Annotated in this window: 16 protein-coding genes and 3 pseudogenes; 4 read left to right on the plus strand and 15 right to left on the minus strand. The window is 43.0% G+C overall.

The window, feature by feature from the left end; genetic code table 11:
* Positions 1-12 precede the first annotated feature (12 nt).
* Positions 13-1,296 carry an NAD(P)/FAD-dependent oxidoreductase gene (locus ACWYVB_RS13500; protein ID WP_164666576.1) on the plus strand — a complete coding sequence of 428 codons (1,284 nt, stop codon included), beginning with the start codon at positions 13-15 and terminating at the stop codon, positions 1,294-1,296.
* Between the two features lie 463 nt (positions 1,297-1,759).
* On the opposite strand, the pseudogene ACWYVB_RS13505 reads toward ACWYVB_RS13500, so the two are convergent.
* The 3 genes and pseudogenes from ACWYVB_RS13505 to ACWYVB_RS13515 form a co-directional block, all read right to left on the minus strand.
* A pseudogene (locus tag ACWYVB_RS13505) lies at positions 1,760-3,280 on the minus strand (ISNCY family transposase).
* A gap of 571 nt (positions 3,281-3,851) precedes the next feature.
* A complete protein-coding gene (locus tag ACWYVB_RS13510) occupies positions 3,852-4,961 on the minus strand; it encodes an acyltransferase family protein (RefSeq protein ID WP_257887469.1) in 1,110 nt (369 codons plus the stop codon).
* 4 nt (positions 4,962-4,965) lie between these two features.
* Positions 4,966-5,790 (minus strand): polysaccharide deacetylase family protein, encoded by an 825-nt coding sequence (locus ACWYVB_RS13515; RefSeq protein ID WP_257887468.1) that lies wholly within the window; start codon positions 5,788-5,790, stop codon positions 4,966-4,968.
* A 203-nt stretch (positions 5,791-5,993) separates the two neighbouring features.
* On the opposite strand from ACWYVB_RS13515, the pseudogene ACWYVB_RS13520 reads away from it, so the two are divergent.
* Positions 5,994-6,809, plus strand: a pseudogene (locus ACWYVB_RS13520) (IS5 family transposase).
* A gap of 12 nt (positions 6,810-6,821) precedes the next feature.
* Here the strand turns inward: ACWYVB_RS13520 and ACWYVB_RS13525 are convergent.
* The 9 genes and pseudogenes from ACWYVB_RS13525 to ACWYVB_RS13565 form a co-directional block, all read right to left on the minus strand.
* A pseudogene (locus ACWYVB_RS13525) lies at positions 6,822-7,546 on the minus strand (IS3 family transposase); the annotation flags it as partial.
* A 303-nt stretch (positions 7,547-7,849) separates the two neighbouring features.
* Complete coding sequence (locus ACWYVB_RS13530) at positions 7,850-8,200, minus strand: hypothetical protein (RefSeq protein WP_457529163.1); 351 nt, start codon at positions 8,198-8,200, stop codon at positions 7,850-7,852.
* A gap of 56 nt (positions 8,201-8,256) precedes the next feature.
* Positions 8,257-8,871, minus strand: a complete 615-nt coding sequence (locus tag ACWYVB_RS13535; RefSeq protein ID WP_257887466.1) for a hypothetical protein — start codon at positions 8,869-8,871, stop codon at positions 8,257-8,259.
* A gap of 89 nt (positions 8,872-8,960) precedes the next feature.
* Positions 8,961-9,593: a hypothetical protein gene (locus ACWYVB_RS13540; RefSeq protein ID WP_257887465.1), complete on the minus strand. Its 633-nt coding sequence runs from the start codon at positions 9,591-9,593 to the stop codon at positions 8,961-8,963.
* 397 nt (positions 9,594-9,990) lie between these two features.
* Positions 9,991-10,629, minus strand: coding sequence for an inovirus Gp2 family protein (locus ACWYVB_RS13545; protein WP_257887464.1), 639 nt, complete (start codon positions 10,627-10,629; stop codon positions 9,991-9,993).
* Positions 10,630-10,803: 174 nt separating this feature from the next.
* Entirely contained in the window at positions 10,804-11,016 is a 213-nt protein-coding gene (locus ACWYVB_RS13550; RefSeq protein ID WP_256899630.1) for a helix-turn-helix transcriptional regulator, read from the minus strand.
* The gene (locus tag ACWYVB_RS13555; protein ID WP_256899631.1) at positions 11,009-11,224 is read right to left on the minus strand and encodes a helix-turn-helix transcriptional regulator; all 216 of its coding nucleotides are present in this window, start codon (positions 11,222-11,224) and stop codon (positions 11,009-11,011) included. Before ACWYVB_RS13555 ends, ACWYVB_RS13550 begins: the two co-directional genes overlap by 8 nt.
* Positions 11,225-11,378: 154 nt before the next feature.
* Positions 11,379-12,704, minus strand: a complete 1,326-nt coding sequence (locus tag ACWYVB_RS13560) for a tyrosine-type recombinase/integrase (protein ID WP_256899632.1) — start codon at positions 12,702-12,704, stop codon at positions 11,379-11,381.
* A 214-nt stretch (positions 12,705-12,918) separates the two neighbouring features.
* Complete coding sequence (locus ACWYVB_RS13565) at positions 12,919-13,785, minus strand: YicC/YloC family endoribonuclease (protein WP_046874112.1); 867 nt, start codon at positions 13,783-13,785, stop codon at positions 12,919-12,921.
* Between the two features lie 184 nt (positions 13,786-13,969).
* On the opposite strand from ACWYVB_RS13565, the gene rph reads away from it, so the two are divergent.
* Both rph and pyrE read left to right on the plus strand, forming a co-directional pair.
* Complete coding sequence (rph, locus tag ACWYVB_RS13570; protein ID WP_046874111.1) at positions 13,970-14,686, plus strand: ribonuclease PH; 717 nt, start codon at positions 13,970-13,972, stop codon at positions 14,684-14,686.
* Positions 14,687-14,786: 100 nt separating this feature from the next.
* Positions 14,787-15,428 (plus strand): orotate phosphoribosyltransferase, encoded by a 642-nt coding sequence (gene pyrE / locus ACWYVB_RS13575; protein ID WP_005395770.1) that lies wholly within the window; start codon positions 14,787-14,789, stop codon positions 15,426-15,428.
* An 85-nt stretch (positions 15,429-15,513) separates the two neighbouring features.
* On the opposite strand, the gene ACWYVB_RS13580 is transcribed toward pyrE, so the two are convergent.
* The 3 genes from ACWYVB_RS13580 to coaBC all read right to left on the minus strand — a co-directional run bounded on the left by ACWYVB_RS13580 (position 15,514) and on the right by coaBC (position 18,432).
* The gene (locus tag ACWYVB_RS13580; protein WP_012841196.1) at positions 15,514-16,464 is read right to left on the minus strand and encodes a Kdo(2)-lipid IV(A) acyltransferase; all 951 of its coding nucleotides are present in this window, start codon (positions 16,462-16,464) and stop codon (positions 15,514-15,516) included.
* A gap of 6 nt (positions 16,465-16,470) precedes the next feature.
* On the minus strand, positions 16,471-17,061 hold the full coding sequence (slmA, locus tag ACWYVB_RS13585; RefSeq protein WP_005395778.1) for a nucleoid occlusion factor SlmA: 591 nt from the start codon (positions 17,059-17,061) through the stop codon (positions 16,471-16,473).
* 171 nt (positions 17,062-17,232) lie between these two features.
* Entirely contained in the window at positions 17,233-18,432 is a 1,200-nt protein-coding gene (gene coaBC, locus ACWYVB_RS13590) for a bifunctional phosphopantothenoylcysteine decarboxylase/phosphopantothenate--cysteine ligase CoaBC (RefSeq protein WP_065646539.1), read from the minus strand.
* Between the last annotated feature and the right edge of the window lie 124 nt (positions 18,433-18,556).

Here is an 18,556-nt window from a genome sequence, read left to right on the forward strand (position 1 = left end):
AGTAGGTAGAACATGACACAATCCGCGAAACATACCCCTTTTAACAACAAGCCCACCGTTGCGGTAGTGGGGGCTGGAGTGGTGGGGCTTTGTACCGCCCTAGAAGCACAGCGTCATGGCCTTCAAGTCACTTTGCTTGACAAGGGTTTGCCGGGTGAAGGCGCTTCGTTTGGTAATGCTGGCTATTTAGCTACAGAACTGATTGATCCTCTGGCAACGAAAAAGACACTGTCTGCCGCGCCAAGGATGTGGCTGGATCCCAAGGGGCCGTTGGCTCTTCCTTGGAAGTATTTACCCCAAGCCCTACCTTGGTTGGCGCGTTTTGTTCGCTCGGCTTCTTCTGCACGAGTGGAGGCCAGTCGACAAGCGCTCTACCAGCTCAATCAAGCGGCTGTTCCAGCTTGGCAACGCTGCTTGGCTGATATAGGGGCCGAAGAATATCTTGTTCCGTCAGGTTACCTGTTGGTATGGGAGTCAGAAAATAAGTTAGACGAGGCTAAAACGCATGCTGCTTACCTTGCTCAATGGGACATAGAAAGTGTCCTACTGCAGGGTGCACAACTGAGGGAAAAAGAGCCAGAGCTGGCTGAGACTGTCAGTCACGCTCTGTTTTTCCCTAATGCGTGTCGAGTGAAAGATCCTTATTTACTATCGAAGCAACTGTTTGCGGTTTTTCAAGCGCGCGGTGGGTGTTTTGAACAAACAGAAGTGAGTGAAATTCTTCCGCAAGAGAACGCAGTTGGGGTGGTCACGGCGACGAGTCAAAATAGGTTCGAGCATGTGGTGCTTTGCACCGGCGCTTGGGGTAAGCCTCTGTTAGAACAAACAGGGATATCTGTTCCACTTGAAGCGGAGCGTGGGTACCACCTGACGATAGAGACTGCCGACATGGAGACGCCGCCACTTCATCATCCGATTGGCTCTGCGGAGCGTAAATTTGTGATGAGCCCTTTGGCGTCTGGTTTAAGGGTGGTTGGGATCACGGAAATAGGTGGTTTGCGTTTACCGGAATTTACTCGCAGGTTTAATGTGCTGCGCCATCACAGTAGGCAACTATTGCCACGATTAAACAACCCTGCTCTTAAAGTGAGTGAATGGATGGGACATAGACCGACTCTGTCGGATTCGTTGCCAGTGATAGACCAGCACCCGCGTCATCCACGGTTATTGTTTGCCTTTGGAAATCAGCACTTGGGGCTGACTCAAGCCGCCATTGGTGCTGAGTTGGTTATTAGCTTATTGCGCCAAGTGGAGCCTGAGTTTGACGTGAAGCCGTATCGGGTAGACCGATTTTAAGACCCACAGACAGAAGATAGTCGCGTGATAAAAAAGCACGTCGAACGGAGATCTCACATGTCGATTCACACTGGCACATCATTGATATATTGCCACTTGCCTGCGCCTGATTACTCCCCGCAGATTCGTGGTTGATGATGAATTCCATGGATGTGTATAGAAGAGCGAAATAAGAAAGCCCTTTTAATTAAGGGCTTTATACATGGGCATGGAACTGGTTGGAATCTATTCTATATTCTGGATCTGCTTGTTGAATTGGTTTTATTATTTGTTTTAAAACAATTACTTATGTTTTTATTATTCGTTGTTATTCTATTTGTGTCATCACTTGTGTCATCAAGTATCGCTGGGCAGCCTACTCATTTCAGTCGATAAAGTGTCATTACTGAGGGACCTTGACGGGATAAATACCAATCGACTCTGTCGTCCCCTTACATTCTAGTCCTCACTGGTGCTGATTGCCTCACACCTCGATATCCATCGATTGAGCTTGTTTGACCCGAAGTTCCCTGGTGTTGAGTTGCTCTCGCTTCCAGATCTTTTGGATAGTGGTGATACTGACGATGATGTTTTCCTGCTTGAGCAGCTTCATCAGTTGTATCGCCGTGCATGCGGGTTCAGCAAGGTCAGTTCGATTATCCTGTCTTCCGTGCTTTCTGAGATACGGTTTTTGCTGCGTTTCAGCGGCTTATTGTACCGTTTGAGGCCGACAGGGCCTTCTTCCTCCATGATTTTCTAGTAGGTATAAATCGTTTGGCGGGAGCAACCAAGGATACGGGCCGCTTTCGATACGCTACCCAGTAGCTCAACCAGCTCCAGCGCTTCGATTTTTCTCTGCACTTCCTTGCCATGTTCATGGGTCTTGCGAGGCTCAATCAGTTCGGTGATGTCTAATCGGGGTGGCCAAAATAGGCCGAGAAGGTGCCGTCAAACTGACATCGGATCTCGACTTTCTGATTTTCAATCGAATAACGGATGGGCGAGTCAATGACATACATTTTGCTGTCAAAGCTGAAGGTATGATCTCGTCGTATCGTCCGATACTCTTTCTGCACACAGATGGTGTTGAGATCTAAGTCTGGCGGTAAGCATCGAAACGCCGAGCGATGACTTTGCGGCTCAACCATGACATGTTTCACCCAATAATTAGGGATGAACTCTTCGTGTAAATAACGGTTCGCGCTCTCCATATCCGTGATGTTGTGTAAGCGTAATTCAGGCACAAGTCGGTCTTGGAAGGTGTCGAACGAACGCCCGATGCGGCCTTTTCCTTGCGGGGAGTTGGCGAAGATGATATCAATACCGAGTTCCTCACAAGCCCGCTGCATCTGCGAGAAGTTGCTCCGTTTCGGCCCGCCGAAGATCCCCGCCCTATCGACGTAGAGCGTCTTAAACACGCCACGTTTCTCGATGTAGGCTCTCATCACCTTCATGCAGCCTTCGGTGGTTTCAGACGGGAAAAACTGGGCGTGGATATCACTGGTCGCGTCATCGACGATAGCAATCAAACAGGAGCGCTCTTCACCGAACCAGCGATGCGGGCTGCCATCCATTTGCAACATCAACCCAGGAGCTTCCATCCGCTCACGATACTTTCTAACGCGGCTACGACGACGCTTAGCCCGCTTCACATGGTGAATATCATGGGCCCAAGAGCACAACGTCTCACGTTTAATCGACAGGCCTTCATTCGTCTTCAAAAGCTCTTAGAGGTGTTGTAGGTTTAAGTCGAAGTAATTGGTTTGAATGAGGTTTTGCACTTTTTTCTTGAGTGACTCAGGGATTTTACTGATAGGAGCACGGCCCGTATTGCCATGAATGACGAACCGAATGCCTTCTTTACGATAACGACACTAAGGTATCGCTCAATCGTTCGCCGAGACTTACTTAGCAACGTGGCGGCACTATTGATACTAATCCTGCCATCGAGCACCTTGCCAATGATATCGACTGTGAACTGAGATTTGGAATCCATATAGAACATCCTTAGCACCTTCTAAAGCTCCACTGATTACTTTAAAAAGTACGCTAAATGAGTCCCGTCAATTTCCCTCGGTAGTTAACGTAATGACAAAATCGCTTGGTAATTAAGGTACGACAGAATCGCTCGGTGATCACACATTTAAGTCGATAAAGTTTTACCGAATATGGTGTATATCGTACTTATGCAATCATGCGTTTATGTGTGGAGTGATGCTCGATAAGTTAAATTATCGAACATATAGGATAATTTTATAGCTGAAGAGCCTATTTTAGCTATTAACAAGCATCAAATAGCAACTCACGGTGAGGTAGTTTGTGAGTGGATTGTTGGATATTCTGACAATGATTCAATGTGGGTTACTCACGAGAAGCGCTGAAGGAATACTTATCAACTCCTTATGGAGCAATAGAAATTGATAATCGAAACCATAGAGTTATTTCTTATATTCTAACCTTAGATGGTGAATCGCTTTTTCCCGATCTGTCTAGTGATGGTATTATTTACTAGAGGAATTCCTCCCTTTTGACTCGGTATACTGACTTTCTTATATAGTAATTATTTAGGTGCGTCATTAAACGCACTTACTTTCGGTTGCTACAGTCTTTATTTTACTTTCTCTGTTTGAAACTATCACTCTGGCTAACTTTATAGCGTTACACTCTACAACCTTAAAAGAAAAGTATGATAATGGAATTGTGATTATTAAGGTCATAACTAACAATGAAAGCATATTCAGGTGTGAACCTAACAAATCCGCAGATACTCTTATGGCAATAAAGTGTACTATATATGCTGAAAAACTAACTCTCCCAATAAATATAATTAATCCATTAACTAGAATCTTCGTTGGCCTAATGCTAACTAAAACCCCAAAAAGTAAAAAAGAAAAGGCGACGACATAATGAGATGCTCCTCTTGCTAAGCCGGAAAAACCAATAACTAGTAGGATGGAGGAGACAATAAACAATAATAAACAAAATGAATTTTCTGTTATGAAGTTATTTTTCCAATTTAAACGTACTAAGTAAAACATCATTATACCTAGAGAAAAAATACCTATTTGAGAAATAATGCTTCGATAGAAGTATATGTATAAAGCTTTTTCGCCATATTCATCAGAAAAAGTAGGAGTAATATAGAATTTGCATAACAACAAAAACATCACACCAAAAATAATCGTGACAATACAAAGAACAAATGCTCTTTTTAGGCTAGTAATGTATTTAAATAAGAGTGGGCAAAGCATATAAAAAAGGACTTCACAGCTTATCGACCACCCACCTGGCACTACCGAACTTGTTGTTTCCGGATGAAGAGAATTCAAGAATAACAGGTGTAATGGATAATGCCACAGCTCTGGGCCCACATGCCAACCTCTTGACTCTAAACCATAAAGCAAAGTATAAACAACGATTCCTAACCAATAAACGGGAGCTATTCTCAAAAGCCTTTTTGTATAAAAGTTAATTATGGGCCTTTTTTCCATTTTTGTAGAGTGGTCTAGCGACAGAAATATTGTAAAAGCACTAATTATAAAAAATAGTTGTACGCCGTAACCGCTTTTAAGTAACGTGTAACTAAGGTAGCCATCATAATCGACATAAGAGGCTGTATGAGCGAAAATTACGCCTAGAATAGCAATCCCTCTAAATGCATCTATATAGTTAATTCTATTTTTCATGCGATTAAATATCTTCTTCTAATTCAGAACAACCAAAATCTGAATACTCTAATTTTTTATTTCCAACAATATCTTTAAAATTAGTAAATTTGACACCTTTCTGTAAGGCGTAATCAACTAAGTCTAATAGTTGTTCTGTTTTAATATAAAGATGGTTATCACTATAATTAGAAATGTCATGTGCCGCTAAAATAACAATGCTGTCAGTGTTAATCACACGATCTACAAGTAGTTTTATATTATTCAGGCTTGTTTTCTGCTCATCTATCGGCGTGCTCATGAATATTTTTTGATTTTTACCGTTAATGCCTGTGGATATATCACTTCCTTTCGGAGGATAAAGACGAATAGAGTCAAAGTGATTAAATAATAAAGCATCAGACTCATCTGTATTGGAGTTAGAGTGCGGATAAGCGTAGGAAAATAAGTTAAAACCATCTTCTAGCATGTAACAAGTAGAACGAGATACTTCATTTTTAAACCACTTATCAATACCATGCTTTTCTATATAATCTTTTGAGTTTTCATGGTTGTAACTATGTTGGGCTATCTCAAAACCTTTCTGTTCCAGATCTTTTAGCAAACTCTGTTTAGGTTCTAATCTAGTGTTATATACCTTGTTTGGATTTCCATAATCTGAAACAAAAAAGGTAGCAGTGACTCCGCGATTTAAAAGTTCACTGGAGGCTGAATGCCAGTTTTCGACAAAAACGTCATCAAACGTTAATACGATGGTTGGTTGCTTAGTATCACTATTATTATTGCTCGCTGAGTTGCCGTTGCAACCAACTAGAACAATAGCAACCAGAAAGAAGGGGATGAATCTCAACTAAAACTCCAATAATGATGTTAGAGTGTATGGCCTAGAGGGAATAGTAACACAATTCATATGCATGGGGGGCTTTGTTGCGTAATTCGATGGGACTAAATCAGGAAGTTACGATCTGATCGGCTACATCAGTTAGTCATCGTCGCTTTATGCCGAAACCTCGTTACAAGACAACTAACTGGAAATAGTACAACAAATCTCTAATCAATCATGGTTTACTCACTTTCTAGATTGATGAAGAAGCTATAAGCGAATGGATGCAAAGCAAACAGAACAAGCGCGGCAGGCCTTGTCAATTCAGCGTTCTAGCCATTCCTACCGCACTGATAAAACGCGTCTCCTCTATGCCATTGAGAGCGTTGCAAGGTTTTCTAGACTCCGTATTCAAGCTGGCTAACATACCGTTTGTTTATCCGCATCACACCTGTATAAGCAGTCGAGCTAAGGAAGTTGAGGTTTCATTTAAAACTAAAACCAGAGGTGTGATACAGCATCTGTCCTTCGATGCCACTGGTTTCAAGGTTTATGCCGAAGGTGAATGGAAGGTCAAAAAGCATGGTTCTGATGGGAAGCGCAGAGTCTGGCGTAAGCGACAATTAGCAGTAGATACCAACACTCGCGAAATAATCGCAGCAGAACTGAGTTTATCCAACGTTACCGATGCCGAAGTGCTTCCCAACCTATGTACAGCAGACACGTCGTAAGATCATAGAGATATTAGGTGATGGTGCTTATGACACAAGATATTGCCATTAGGTTGCCAGAAGCTGTACGGCTCCAACAAGAAGTGAAAAAAGCTATATGGTTATCATAAGCGCTCGCCCTCAGAGACAGCAAGGTATCGGGTAAAACAGTTGCTAGGTGGGAAGCTAAGCTTAAGAAATTACAACGCTAAGGTTGGCGAGACTTACGCTATGATCAAAGCGTTGAACAAGCTTACAGGGTTTGGTATGCCTGAAACTCAGTTATTGTTTAAGTATCAATCAGTATGGGGAAGCCATGTCTTCTCACTTAATTAAGCAGCAAAGCCCATCGCCAGCCCAGATTTCATTTGGCGCAGTAACCGCAAACTGACGACCTAAGTGATTTGGAACTTCAATATGTTCTTGTGAAGCTTTTCGGTAACGATGTCTTGGTACTTGGCAACTCACTAACCCAAGCGTTCTCATAAGCTTTGTCGCTCGGTATCGGCTCATATTTACACCCTGATTTGTGACTATATCTGCAATGGTTCTCGCACCCGCAGAGCCATTGCTTGCGGCATGAGCCTCACTGACCAAGTTGCGCAGTTTTACTGTTTCAGCATTAATTACCGTTGGGCGTTTAAGCCAATAGTGATAACTACTTCGATGAACATTGAAGACTTCGCATAATGTTTTTACGCTGTAGCTCTGCTTGAGTTTCTTGATTATCAAGAATTGTTCAGTGAGTCCGACATCAACAGAGCCGTGGCTTTTTTTAATATTTCATTATGCTCTTCAAGGCGAGCCAACTTCTTTTTTAATTCCCAAATTTCTATTTGTTCAGGGGTCATCGGTGAAGCTTTAGGTGTTTTTCCTTGGCGCTCTTCTCTGAGCTGGCGAACCCATTTATCCATAGTGGACTTGCCCACATTCATGGCTTGGGCTGCTTCAGTCACTGAGTAGTTTTGGTCTAGGACTAACTGCGCTGCTTCTAACTTAAATTCTGCGCTAAATAGTCGTCTTGTACGTTTTGTAATAGTGTCACCTGTTAACTTATGAGGTGATGATATCACCTCTAACTAAGTGACCAAATTCACTATGCCACTACAAACTCATACCCGTACACAAAATGGAGCATATGTAATTTAAACAACTAAGAAGGATTTCTTCCAAGTTGCCAGCAAGGAATGGGGCAGAGATGAGTTTGGCAAGCAGGCTTAAGGCTTTCATCAATTGACGCCATTAATGCTGGTGGCTGTGATTCCACCAGCATTAATGCACATAGTATAAGGTCACTACGATTGAGTGATTTTAAAAATGGTAGAGGGTAACCCGTCACGTACCATCATATCAAACGCCAAATTACACCAAGAATATTACCGATCCTCTATAACTTTACGGGTTACGGCAATCAATACCTTCACTTGTTCCAAAGCACTATCAAGGCAATATTGAGTTGAAAAAACATGGTTATCTGTCAACGACTCTATCTGTTTGGAAAGTCCTAAGAGTTTACGAAGAACTTTATCGAGGGTTAATGCATTGGTTCGCCAATCACTCTGGATACGGCTATTAGCTATTAATAAATCTATCCTTAAAAGATAAATTTGAAGCTCTAAGAGAATGTTCTGTTCTCCAACCTTTTTCGATATTAGCTTCGCATCTTCTAGGCATTTGTGAAGGTTACTGGTATTGATCACGGTAGGTATTTGAGGGGTTAACAACACAAACCTCCTTGGAGGATGAATGGCTACTATCGAGTAACCACACACCTGCGCCAGTCTTATTTAGATTTGAAAACTAGTCCATTTCTAGCCAGTTCGAAGTCTAGATACTCCCAAAAAGTGAAGTTCGTTAAGCAGATTTCATCATTCTGTCCGATACCTAGAAGAGATTTGTCACCTGTTTCTTCATACTCTTCTTCAACTTCATCTGTTGCTTCCCTTAAAGCCTCTTCCACAAGCTGTTCTTGAATATCTTCGTCTGACCAACCTAAGAACTTTGCAGTTAGGTTTGATCTAAGTGGATAGTAATCGTTAATCTCTCCCAGTTGTGGCTCATATCCCTGTTGTATTGCTTTGATGCTTTGCTCCATCCCATACAGGTAGCTAGCCTCATCCCATTTAAGTAGTTGATCTTCATCCACCGCAAATACAAGCCAATAATCAGGGTTAATGGCTACCTGCCAGCCTAGATAATTAAACTCTCTGATAATGGAAAAGCGGTCATCATGTGATAAAGGTATACCCGTTATCTTCTGGATGAGACCTTCACGAACTTTGAACCTACTTTGACCTGCTTCAGCATCTGAACTGTGTGTTTGAGAACACAAAAGAATCAGCTTCGCCACATGCTCATAATTGATATGATTATTTTTAACTCTTCTTTTAATAGGCATGGTTAGTTTCATCCTGTTGTTTAACTAATAAAGTAGTATGTGCTAACAATTAGCTAAACTCGCTTATACCTAAAACTAAAAAAGAAATCTCACGATTTTGCCCAATACTCAGTCATCAAGCCAGTAAGTAACTCTTTTGTGACGTTTACAGGATGACTGCTCCCTTGCGGCCTTACCCAAAAACGTATTGATTCACCAAGAGTTTTGGAACTTACATCGTCACCATTGGCAAAAGGGATATTCAAATCAAATGGGAAAAGAGTATTATGGAAGCAAGTGATAATGTCTTGTTTAGAGTTCAACTTACCCTCGTTAATATACCCTTCAGCGAACTCTTTGGTTATTGCAGTTTCTAGTAGTACTAACTGAAACCAATCGACAGAGTTCTTATATGAGATGACCCAATTAGGACCATTTACAATATCAAAATTAGTGCCATCTATTTCCCAAGGCGTTGATTCAGAAAGAGTATCTTTACTAGCAGCCAAACAAGAGCTAACAATCAACCCCTTTATATTTCGTCCTTTACTCTTAATCATCTCTGATATTTTTTTAATGGAAGCATCAGCTACACGCTTACCATCACCACGCCCACCGATATAAAGTATTTGTATGTTCTCTTCCGTGTCAGTTAGGTGATTTAACGCATACTCCAAGGGGTTCTTATCGTAATAGCCACATGAATAAATATTAAGCTGTGACTTCTTAGCATTTTTGTTCACATACTGCTTTATCCCTGTAAAAAAGGTAGTCCACTCGCTTGCTCTCTGTTGTTTTTGAAAGAAAACCAAGGCGCTTCGGCTACCGACCACAGGAATGCTGCTGTTGAAGAGAAGTTGTTATTAGTCATTATAATCAGCACATTGAATATGAAAAATTGTGCTGATTATACAACGGTTTTCCTGGTGGCTTCAGTGCCGTTAGAACAACAAGTAGTTTTAGTCACAAAAAAGCATTTTGAGGTACTTTTTTGTGGCAGTTAATATCTGAGAGCAGCTCGAAGTGCAGTTTGCCCCCAGCTAGAAAGTTCCGGTTCTATAAGGCTTCAATTCAGGACTTGTGGGCTAATTGTTCTTATTTTTTGTCTGTTTTTCGTCATAAAGATCACAAAGTGTTCCATTAACTATTGTGATCATGAGGCGTATTTTGTGTTGGTTTTGCTTTGATAGTGCTACGTCCAAACTTCTTTACTCCTTTTGGTACGCCCTCTTTAGTCGCATTTTTAAAGGCATAACTGATCCTCATTCGAACTGTCCTTAGTCTCCGTCTCTTTTCTGAACGTTTGAGTAAAAACAGGTTTCGTTTGGGGGGAGATACTGAATAGAAAGGGCTTACTTCATTGGATGCTTGTTTGGCGAGCTTAAATACTTGATAGGCACTGCGACATACAGAACCATTGATCATGATAGCGATATGATAGTGTTGATGTGTCCCGTCTTTACCTTCTTCTCTTGCCCACGTGTAGCCAAAACGGTCACTAGGAATTGAGTAATGCTCGATGCAGAGCTTTTTTAGCTTTGCAATGAACTTAGTCAGGTGTTTATTGTGCGGTAATTGAGTTGCTTGACTGAACTGAAGTAAAACAACTGTTACTCGGGAGTGATAAGTTAAAAGGTTATCAAGTTGCTCATAAGCACTATGGAGAGCTTTAATATCAATCCCTTCAGGGTAATAGAATATAGGTTGCTCTGTTCCCTTATAGTGGTAGTAGGCTACATTCTTATGGTAGGGGTGCATTGCTAGGGATTTATCTGTCATAGAGACCAATATAATAATATAAATAACCCAGTAGATTTTTTCTGGAAAGTTAGGTGCTGTTTAGCTTGAAAGATGATTCCCCAATTTGAGTTGTAGTGATACGGTGTCAAATTAGGACATATCAGGACACAAATTAAAAAAAAGGAGAGGGCGCGAAGCCCTCTACATTTGCTGTTAGTTTTTCCTGACAAAAATCTTGTCAATATCTTTAGCACACCATCCTCGAATATACCCTTTCGGAGTTCGAATGGGAGGAGTGAGTTCCTTATTTTTTACCATGCGATGAATAGTACGGACACTACAATTGAGCATTACAGCAAGCTCTTGTTTTTTAATAAAACGTTTCTCTGTGCTGCATATAAGTGCTGCATGATCATAACTACTCATGCTCAGCACCTCTGCGCTCAACCCAAGCAATAAGGTCTGATAGTTTCCAACCAACAGCGTGTGAACCTCCTAGCTTTACTCGCTTTGGAAATTGTCCACATTTTTCTAAACGCCAAGCCTGTGTTCTCGAGACTGAGGTTATGTGCTTTCTCTCATCCTCTCGAACAATACGGTCAATTTCGGTGTTTAGTTTGCCACGGCTAATCATTGGGTTACTCCCTTGGTTCGCAGTGGCGTTTCAGTTTGGTGGGGTTTAAACTGATTGATTCAAGCTGTTTCAGTTTGAATCAGCAGTATCCTAAATCCTAAGCGTGTGATTTGGTCAGTTTATCCTTAATAAAATGTGATCATGGTCTCAATTTTTATCTAAGGAGTGAGACGTTGCTAGAGGCATGATCTTTATAGTTTAAAAGGTTGTCACCAACAACTTGTTGTGGAGCTTGCGTACCTTCTACTGGATTTAAGTATGGATCTAGATAGTCTGCCAATTTGTCTAAAGCTTCTCTGCGCTCATCGATGTAATTATAGCGGTCATAAATCCCAACAACACCTTGCACTTTATGGTTTAGGCATCGTTCCGCAACTTGTTCACTAACACCGAGCTGAGAGAGCAAGCTTCTACACGTTCTTCTTAAGTCATGAATAGTAAAATGCTCGATGTCAGGCATTAAATTTGTATATTTTTTGCCCTTGGAACTAGGGTCGATACCCATCAAAGCTTGTAAAGAATGATTTATTGTGTCGTCAGATATGTATCTTCTTTTACTTTTTTTCCTTGCAGGAAATACATAATCAGAGCTTCCTGACAGTTCTTTTAACTCTTTAAACCATTGTAATGCGACATCAGGTATAGGAATTGAGACTTTTTTCTTTGGTGCACCTTTAGGTTGCTTATTGGGAATGCAATGCCAAATTTTAGCTAGGAAATCGACATCCTCCCATTTGGCGCTTGTTAGTTCGGTCTTTCGGCAGCCAAAGCACAGTAGTAAGCAACATGCGAGATAATTACTTCTTACAAATGAAGAGCTTTGGTCGCGCATAATTCTAAATGCGTAGTTTATTTCATCTAGCCTTAAGTAACGCTGTCTACTTTCTTCAGTTCCACCAGCATCTTTAGGAGAAAAGGCTTGAGCAGGGTTGAAAGTGGTTAAGTTCAGCTTAATGGCATGATTGAACAGCTGTTTTAGAAATCGTAGCACTTTGTTAGAAGTGCTCTTTCTACCAGATTCAGCCACTAGGTTGAGGATTACTCTGATGTGCTGTGGAGTGACATCGGTAATAGTCATAACACCAATATGCTGCCTTACTTCTTTTGTGTAGTATCGCTTGGGAATATTAGGCTTAAGCAGTTGCTTTACTGCTGTAGATTCGTACCAATCTTTAAATAACCCATCTACATTGTGAACCTCTTTGAATTCTCCTTTTTTTCTTTCGGATTTAGGGTCAATACCGAGTTTTACCTTTTGACGAATGTCTAGTGCACAAAGTTTTGCTTCGCTAATCGATAAATGTGGATAGGATTGAGCGAGCGCGATCTGAGACCTTTTACCTGCAATTGTGTATTTCACTACCCACGATGGCTTTTTTCTAGCGATACGAAAGTAGAGCCCATCACCAAGACTGAGCATCGTATCTTCATTTTTTCTGATCAAAGCATCGAGTTTTTTATTGTTTATTTTATTGCTCACTTTATTGCCTCTTTGACATCGCTCTAAAATATCAGGTCGTTTAGTTGACCCATAAAAATGATGACACAGACCGATTGTGTCATCACTTGTGTCATCAATTAGCACGGAACTAGATGAAACAAAGTGGAACAAGTATAAACGACAAATAAAAAAAAACCCATGTTAGACATGGGTTTAGATTTAATGGTGGATTTCCCTGAAACAGGGTGAAACATCATTCAATATTCTGGATCTGCTCACGCATCTGCTCAATCAGAACTTTCAGTTCAACGCCCGATGCGGTGATGTCGGTGCTGATCGATTTCGACGCTAGCGTGTTCGATTCACGGTTGAACTCTTGCATCATGAAGTCCAGACGACGACCCACTGCGCCACCTTTTTTCAGAATGTTTGTGGTTTCTTTTACGTGAGAGTCCAAGCGATCGAGCTCTTCAGCAACATCCGATTTTTGCGCTAGCAAAATCAGTTCTTGTTCGATACGAGACGGATCCAGTTCCACTTTAGCGTCTTCGAACTTCGAGAATAGTCGCTCACGTTGCCATTCTAAAATTTCGGGCATGCGCGCACGCACTTTTACGACTTCTGCAGAAATGGCGTTCAAACGCTGTTCAATCAGCGCTTTCATGTTCTCGCCTTCACGAGCACGCGCTTCAATAAACTCATCCATTGCGCCGTCAAACGCTTCTAGTAGCACTTTATTTACCGCATCCATGTCTTGCTCTGGCGTTTCCATTACCCCCGGCCATTGCATGACTTGAAATGGATTGATTCGGCTCAGTTCACCAGTCATGTGCATGACTTGTTCAGCGGCCTTAATTACCTGGCTAGCAAGCGCTTCGTTGATGCTAAGCTCACCTTTTGCGGCAGGGTTTGCTTCAAAACGCAGATTACATTCCACTTTGCCTCGCGCTAAGCGCTTGCGAAAACGCTCGCGTAAAACGGGCTCTAATCCGCGAAATTGTTCTGGCATGCGGAAGTATGTTTCTAAATAACGCTGGTTCACGCTGCGGATTTCCCATACCGCAGAACCCCAGTCGCCTTTTACTTCTTTGCGTGCATACGCTGTCATACTGTAAATCATCGAATTTTCCTGTCTTCATTTTTTGAAAATTACTTCAAGAGTGTATCACGCTGCGTCGATAGGTGCGCGGGATGTATGGATTGTTTATGTTGTGCCAGCGGCGTAACCTATGAATCCGGAATCGATTCCGTTATAATCTTCGCCCAACCAAATCGTCTTCTCCTCATATTTAAGGTAGATGCCCATGCGTCCAAACGATCGCAAGGCGGATCAAGTTCGCCCTATCAAAATTACTCGTAACTACACAGCTTACGCTGAAGGGTCAGTGCTAGTTGAGTTCGGTAACACCAAAGTGTTGTGTAATGCGACCGTCGAAGAATCTGTGCCACGTTGGCTAAAAGGTCAAGGTAAAGGCTGGGTTACAGCTGAATACGGCATGCTACCTCGAGCAACACATTCTCGTACTCGTCGTGAAGCAGCAAGTGGCAAACAAGGCGGCCGTACGATGGAAATTCAGCGTCTTATTGCACGAAGCCTACGTGCTGTTGTCGATCTAAAAGCCATGGGTGAGTTCATGATCACCGTTGACTGTGACGTTATCCAAGCTGACGGTGGTACCCGTACTGCATCTATCAGCGGCGCAAGTGTCGCAATGGCCGATGCGTTCCAACACCTAGTGGATAGCGGTAAGCTAAAAGCGAATCCAATGAAAGGCCACGTAGCGGCAGTTTCAGTTGGTTTGCTAGGCGATGATGTTCTGTGTGACCTTGAGTACGTTGAAGATTCAGCGGCAGACACAGACATGAACGTTGTAATGACAGAAGAAGGTAAGATGATTGAAATTCAGGGCACCGCAGAAGGTGAACCGTTCAGTCACGAACAGCTGATGGCATTGCTCGAGTCGGCGAAAATCGGCATTACGGAAATTGTCGCAGCGCAGAAGGCAGCGTTAGAAAATTAATGATTTATTTAAATAGCTTCCCCGAAAGGAAGCTATTTTTTTGCATATTACTAGGTCCTAGGACCTGATCCCCACACGAAAAGAAAATTGAGAGAAATCCATGAAAGCATACCAGCGTGAGTTTATTGAGTTTGCACTTGAGAAAGAAGTTCTTAAGTTTGGTGAGTTTACTTTGAAATCTGGCCGTAAAAGCCCGTACTTCTTTAACGCTGGTCTTTTCAATACTGGTCGTGATCTCGCACGTCTAGGCCGTTTTTACGCAGCAGCGCTTGCAGATTCAGGCATTGAGTTTGATGTGCTGTTTGGCCCGGCGTACAAAGGTATCCCAATTGCGACGACAACAGCAGTCGCGCTGGCGGATCACCACGATATCGACACGCCTTACTGCTTCAACCGTAAAGAAGCGAAAGATCACGGCGAAGGCGGTAACCTTGTAGGCTCTGCGCTTGAAGGTCGAATCATGCTAGTGGATGACGTAATCACAGCAGGTACTGCGATTCGTGAATCGATGGAAATCATTCAAGCAAATGGCGCAGACCTTGCTGGTGTACTGGTTGCTATCGACCGCCAAGAGAAGGGCAAGGGCGAGCTTTCTGCGATTCAAGAAGTTGAGCGTGACTTTGGTTGTGCCGTGATTTCAATTGTAAGTTTGGGTGATCTTGTGACTTACTTAGAAGAGAAAGGTGACGCTGCTGAGCACTTGGAAGCAGTTAAAGCCTACCGCTCGGAATACGGCATTTAATTTGTTATTTTTTCTGAAAAAGTAAAAAGGGCAGATGGATATCCATCTGCCCTTTTTTTGTTTTTGGATTTATCGCCTTGACGACTTACTTATAGCGAATGCCTTTCTCGACATGCTCATCTTGCATGGTTTTGTAGCGTTTATGGAGCCACATCCATTGCTCTGGAGCGCGCAGAATGACCTCTTCCACATACTTGTTCATATAAGCGGCAGCGGCGACTTCGTCTTTTTGTGGATAGTCGGCTTCAATGCACTTATCGGCGATGATGTCGTATTTCCCTTCACCATTGCGAAACCCTGAGCCTGGGATGATCGCACATTTTGAGGTATACGCCAGAATGCTTGTACCAGTTGTCGTACACGCATCGTCTACGGCAAAGAAGGGCACAAATACAGATTTTTTGCGACCGTAATCGTGATCCGGCAGATAGAACAGACGCTCACCACTGCGTAATACACGAATCATCTTTTTCACATCTTTACGATCAATCAGTTTATTACCGTTATGTGTCCGTCCCCAATACTGGATAAAGTTATAAGCAGGATTATTATGCGGACGAAACGCGCCGTACCCGGCCACGCCTAACACGGCGAAAGCACGCGCAGTGATCTCTAGATTAAGAGCATGGACACAACAAAGTAGGACGCCTTTACCTTCTTTGGCTTTTTCACGCAGTGCGCCGAGATCTTTCTCGACGATAAGTTTTTTAAAGCGCCAAGTCGGCCAGAACCAAGTGATTCCGGTTTCTATGAGTGCCATACCGGTATTTTTGAAGTTCTCTTCAACAATATGTTGAATCTCTTCAGGTGTTTTGTCTGGAAAGGCCAATTCTAAGTTACGTTGAGCAACGTGGACACGCTTTTTACCGTAGCGCATGCCAAGTTTACCGAGTGAACGACCTAATGAAAGCAGCAGCCGATAAGGAAGAATATTGACGAGGATGGCCAACAGACCAAACCCAAGCCATACGCCCCAGTTACGAGGGTGAAGAAGTGAAAGAGAAAACTCGGGCTGCGTGTATTTGTCTTTACTCATAGTCTTTTACTTTATTTGTGCACTCAAAAGCGCCCAGTACTCGTCAAAGTTTGCAGTCGGCTGGTATTTAAAGTCGCTACGCACAAAGCGGTTTAGGCTACCCTCAACTTGTCCCAGAATTTGCGCGGCTAGGATGCGCTCTTCGACAGGGAAAGACTTCCCTTCACGAATCTTACGTTCACGCAGGATCTGGCGCAATTGTGTTTCTATGCGCTCAAAGAGTTGATTGATGCGTTCACGTAGGCGTTCATTTTCAAACATTAGAGCATGGCCCGACAAAATGCGTGTCAGACCAGGGTTACGTTCAGAGAACGCCAAAATAAGGTGCATCACCATACGAATACGCTCTAGTGTATCTTTTTCGTCGTCTAGAATACGGTTGATACGTGTCATCAAGGCTTCTTCAATGAACTCAATCAACCCTTCGAACATGCGCGCTTTACTTGGGAAATGACGATACAGCGCGGCTTCTGAAACGCCGACTTGCTTGGCCAGTTTTGCCGTAGTAATGCGTGAAGCGCCTTCTGTTGATTCAAGCATTTCTGCTAATGCTTGTAAGATCTCTTCACGACGGTTGGATTTTTTACTGCCGGCCATTAGTTACTTCCTTTCAAAATACAAAGTTGAGCGGAGGGGATTATAAGACGCTATTTCGCCTCAAACTAGACCACTAAGGGTGGAATGGGAGATTTAACACCCTTAGTTGTCATGTTTGTACCAAATTTATGCCAGCTTTTGTGAAAAGTTGGCAGGGTTTTCAAACGTTAGTTACATCAAGTGATGCATTTTTTCGAGAATTTTAAAGCTCAATGCTTCTTTTGATTCTAAAGCAAGCGCAAGTTCACCCTCAGGCCAGTACAGGGTAATCGCGTTGTCGTTGCTGTTAAATCCTTGCCCTGCAACCGAAACGTCATTCGCACAGATCATATCGAGGTTTTTCTTTGTTAACTTGCCTCGAGCATAGGTCTCTACATCATTGGTTTCAGCCGCAAAACCGACGGTAAACGGACGCTTCTCCGTCATTGCTGCTACAGAAGCAACAATATCAGGATTTTTGACCATATTAATGACCATTTCGTCATTGTCTTCCGTCTTTTTCAACTTTTGAGACGCGATCGTTTGTGGGCGGTAGTCGGCAACAGCTGCGCAGCTAATAAACGCATCATGCTTGTTTGCGTGTGTCATAACGGCTTCGTGCATCTCTTGTGCACTGGAAACATTAATGCGCTCAACACCTACGGGCGTATTTAAACTGACAGGACCGCTCACGAGGGTGACTTTTGCTCCCATCTGCGCTGCGGCGCTCGCCAATGCATAGCCCATTTTCCCTGAGCTATGGTTCGTAATGTAACGCACTGGATCAATTGCTTCGCGAGTTGGCCCGGCGGTAATGAGTATCGACTTACCTTCTAGCAATTTTGGCTGAAAGAACTGTTCACATAGATGCACTAGCTGCATTGGTTCCAGCATTCGACCTGGGCCCACATCGCCACAGGCTTGCTCTCCTGCAGCGGGGCCCCAGATGTGCATACCGCGACGCGCTAATGTTGCGATGTTCTCTTGGGTTGCGATATTGCGATACATCTGTTGATTCATCGCAGGAGAAACAGCAACAGGGGAATCCGTCGCGAGCACGAGCGTGGTAAGCAAATCGTTCCCCATACCTGCAGACATGCGCGCGATTAAGTCCGCAGTCGCTGGCGCTAGTAGTACTAAATCTGCCCATTTGGCCAATTCAATATGGCCCATAGAGGCTTCTGCTGCTGGGTCTAATAAACTGTCCGAGACAGGACGGCCCGAAACGGCTTGCATGGTTAAAGGGGTAATGAACTCTTTTGCTGCTTTCGTCATTACAACTTGAACTTGTGCTCCTCTCTCTATGAGGCGACGGGTTAGCTCCGCACATTTATACGCAGCAATACCGCCACTGATGCCGAGTAGAATTTTCTTTCCTGCTAGTGTTTGCATGTGAGATCTCCAATTTGATGACCGGATTTTAACACAATTCAAAGTCTGACCGCCCGAGCATATATAACGAGAAGATAATTCACATCAAACTCCAGAGTATTAATCTGACCGAGGAAGGGAAAAT

Source organism: Vibrio sp. JZG10 (assembly GCF_054064075.1).

Excerpts from the sequence above, each read along its gene's own strand:
- ACWYVB_RS13500 (WP_164666576.1), top strand. The coding sequence starts at position 13 with ATGACACAATCCGCGAAACATACCCCTTTTAACAACAAGCCCACCGTT.
- ACWYVB_RS13510 (WP_257887469.1), bottom strand. The coding sequence starts at position 4,961 with ATGAAAAATAGAATTAACTATATAGATGCATTTAGAGGGATTGCTATT.
- ACWYVB_RS13535 (WP_257887466.1), bottom strand. The coding sequence starts at position 8,871 with ATGCCTATTAAAAGAAGAGTTAAAAATAATCATATCAATTATGAGCAT.
- ACWYVB_RS13545 (WP_257887464.1), bottom strand. The coding sequence starts at position 10,629 with ATGACAGATAAATCCCTAGCAATGCACCCCTACCATAAGAATGTAGCC.
- ACWYVB_RS13550 (WP_256899630.1), bottom strand. The coding sequence starts at position 11,016 with ATGAGTAGTTATGATCATGCAGCACTTATATGCAGCACAGAGAAACGT.
- ACWYVB_RS13555 (WP_256899631.1), bottom strand. The coding sequence starts at position 11,224 with ATGATTAGCCGTGGCAAACTAAACACCGAAATTGACCGTATTGTTCGA.
- ACWYVB_RS13565 (WP_046874112.1), bottom strand. The coding sequence starts at position 13,785 with ATGATTTACAGTATGACAGCGTATGCACGCAAAGAAGTAAAAGGCGAC.
- rph (WP_046874111.1), top strand. The coding sequence starts at position 13,970 with ATGCGTCCAAACGATCGCAAGGCGGATCAAGTTCGCCCTATCAAAATT.
- pyrE (WP_005395770.1), top strand. The coding sequence starts at position 14,787 with ATGAAAGCATACCAGCGTGAGTTTATTGAGTTTGCACTTGAGAAAGAA.
- ACWYVB_RS13580 (WP_012841196.1), bottom strand. The coding sequence starts at position 16,464 with ATGAGTAAAGACAAATACACGCAGCCCGAGTTTTCTCTTTCACTTCTT.
- slmA (WP_005395778.1), bottom strand. The coding sequence starts at position 17,061 with ATGGCCGGCAGTAAAAAATCCAACCGTCGTGAAGAGATCTTACAAGCA.
- coaBC (WP_065646539.1), bottom strand. The coding sequence starts at position 18,432 with ATGCAAACACTAGCAGGAAAGAAAATTCTACTCGGCATCAGTGGCGGT.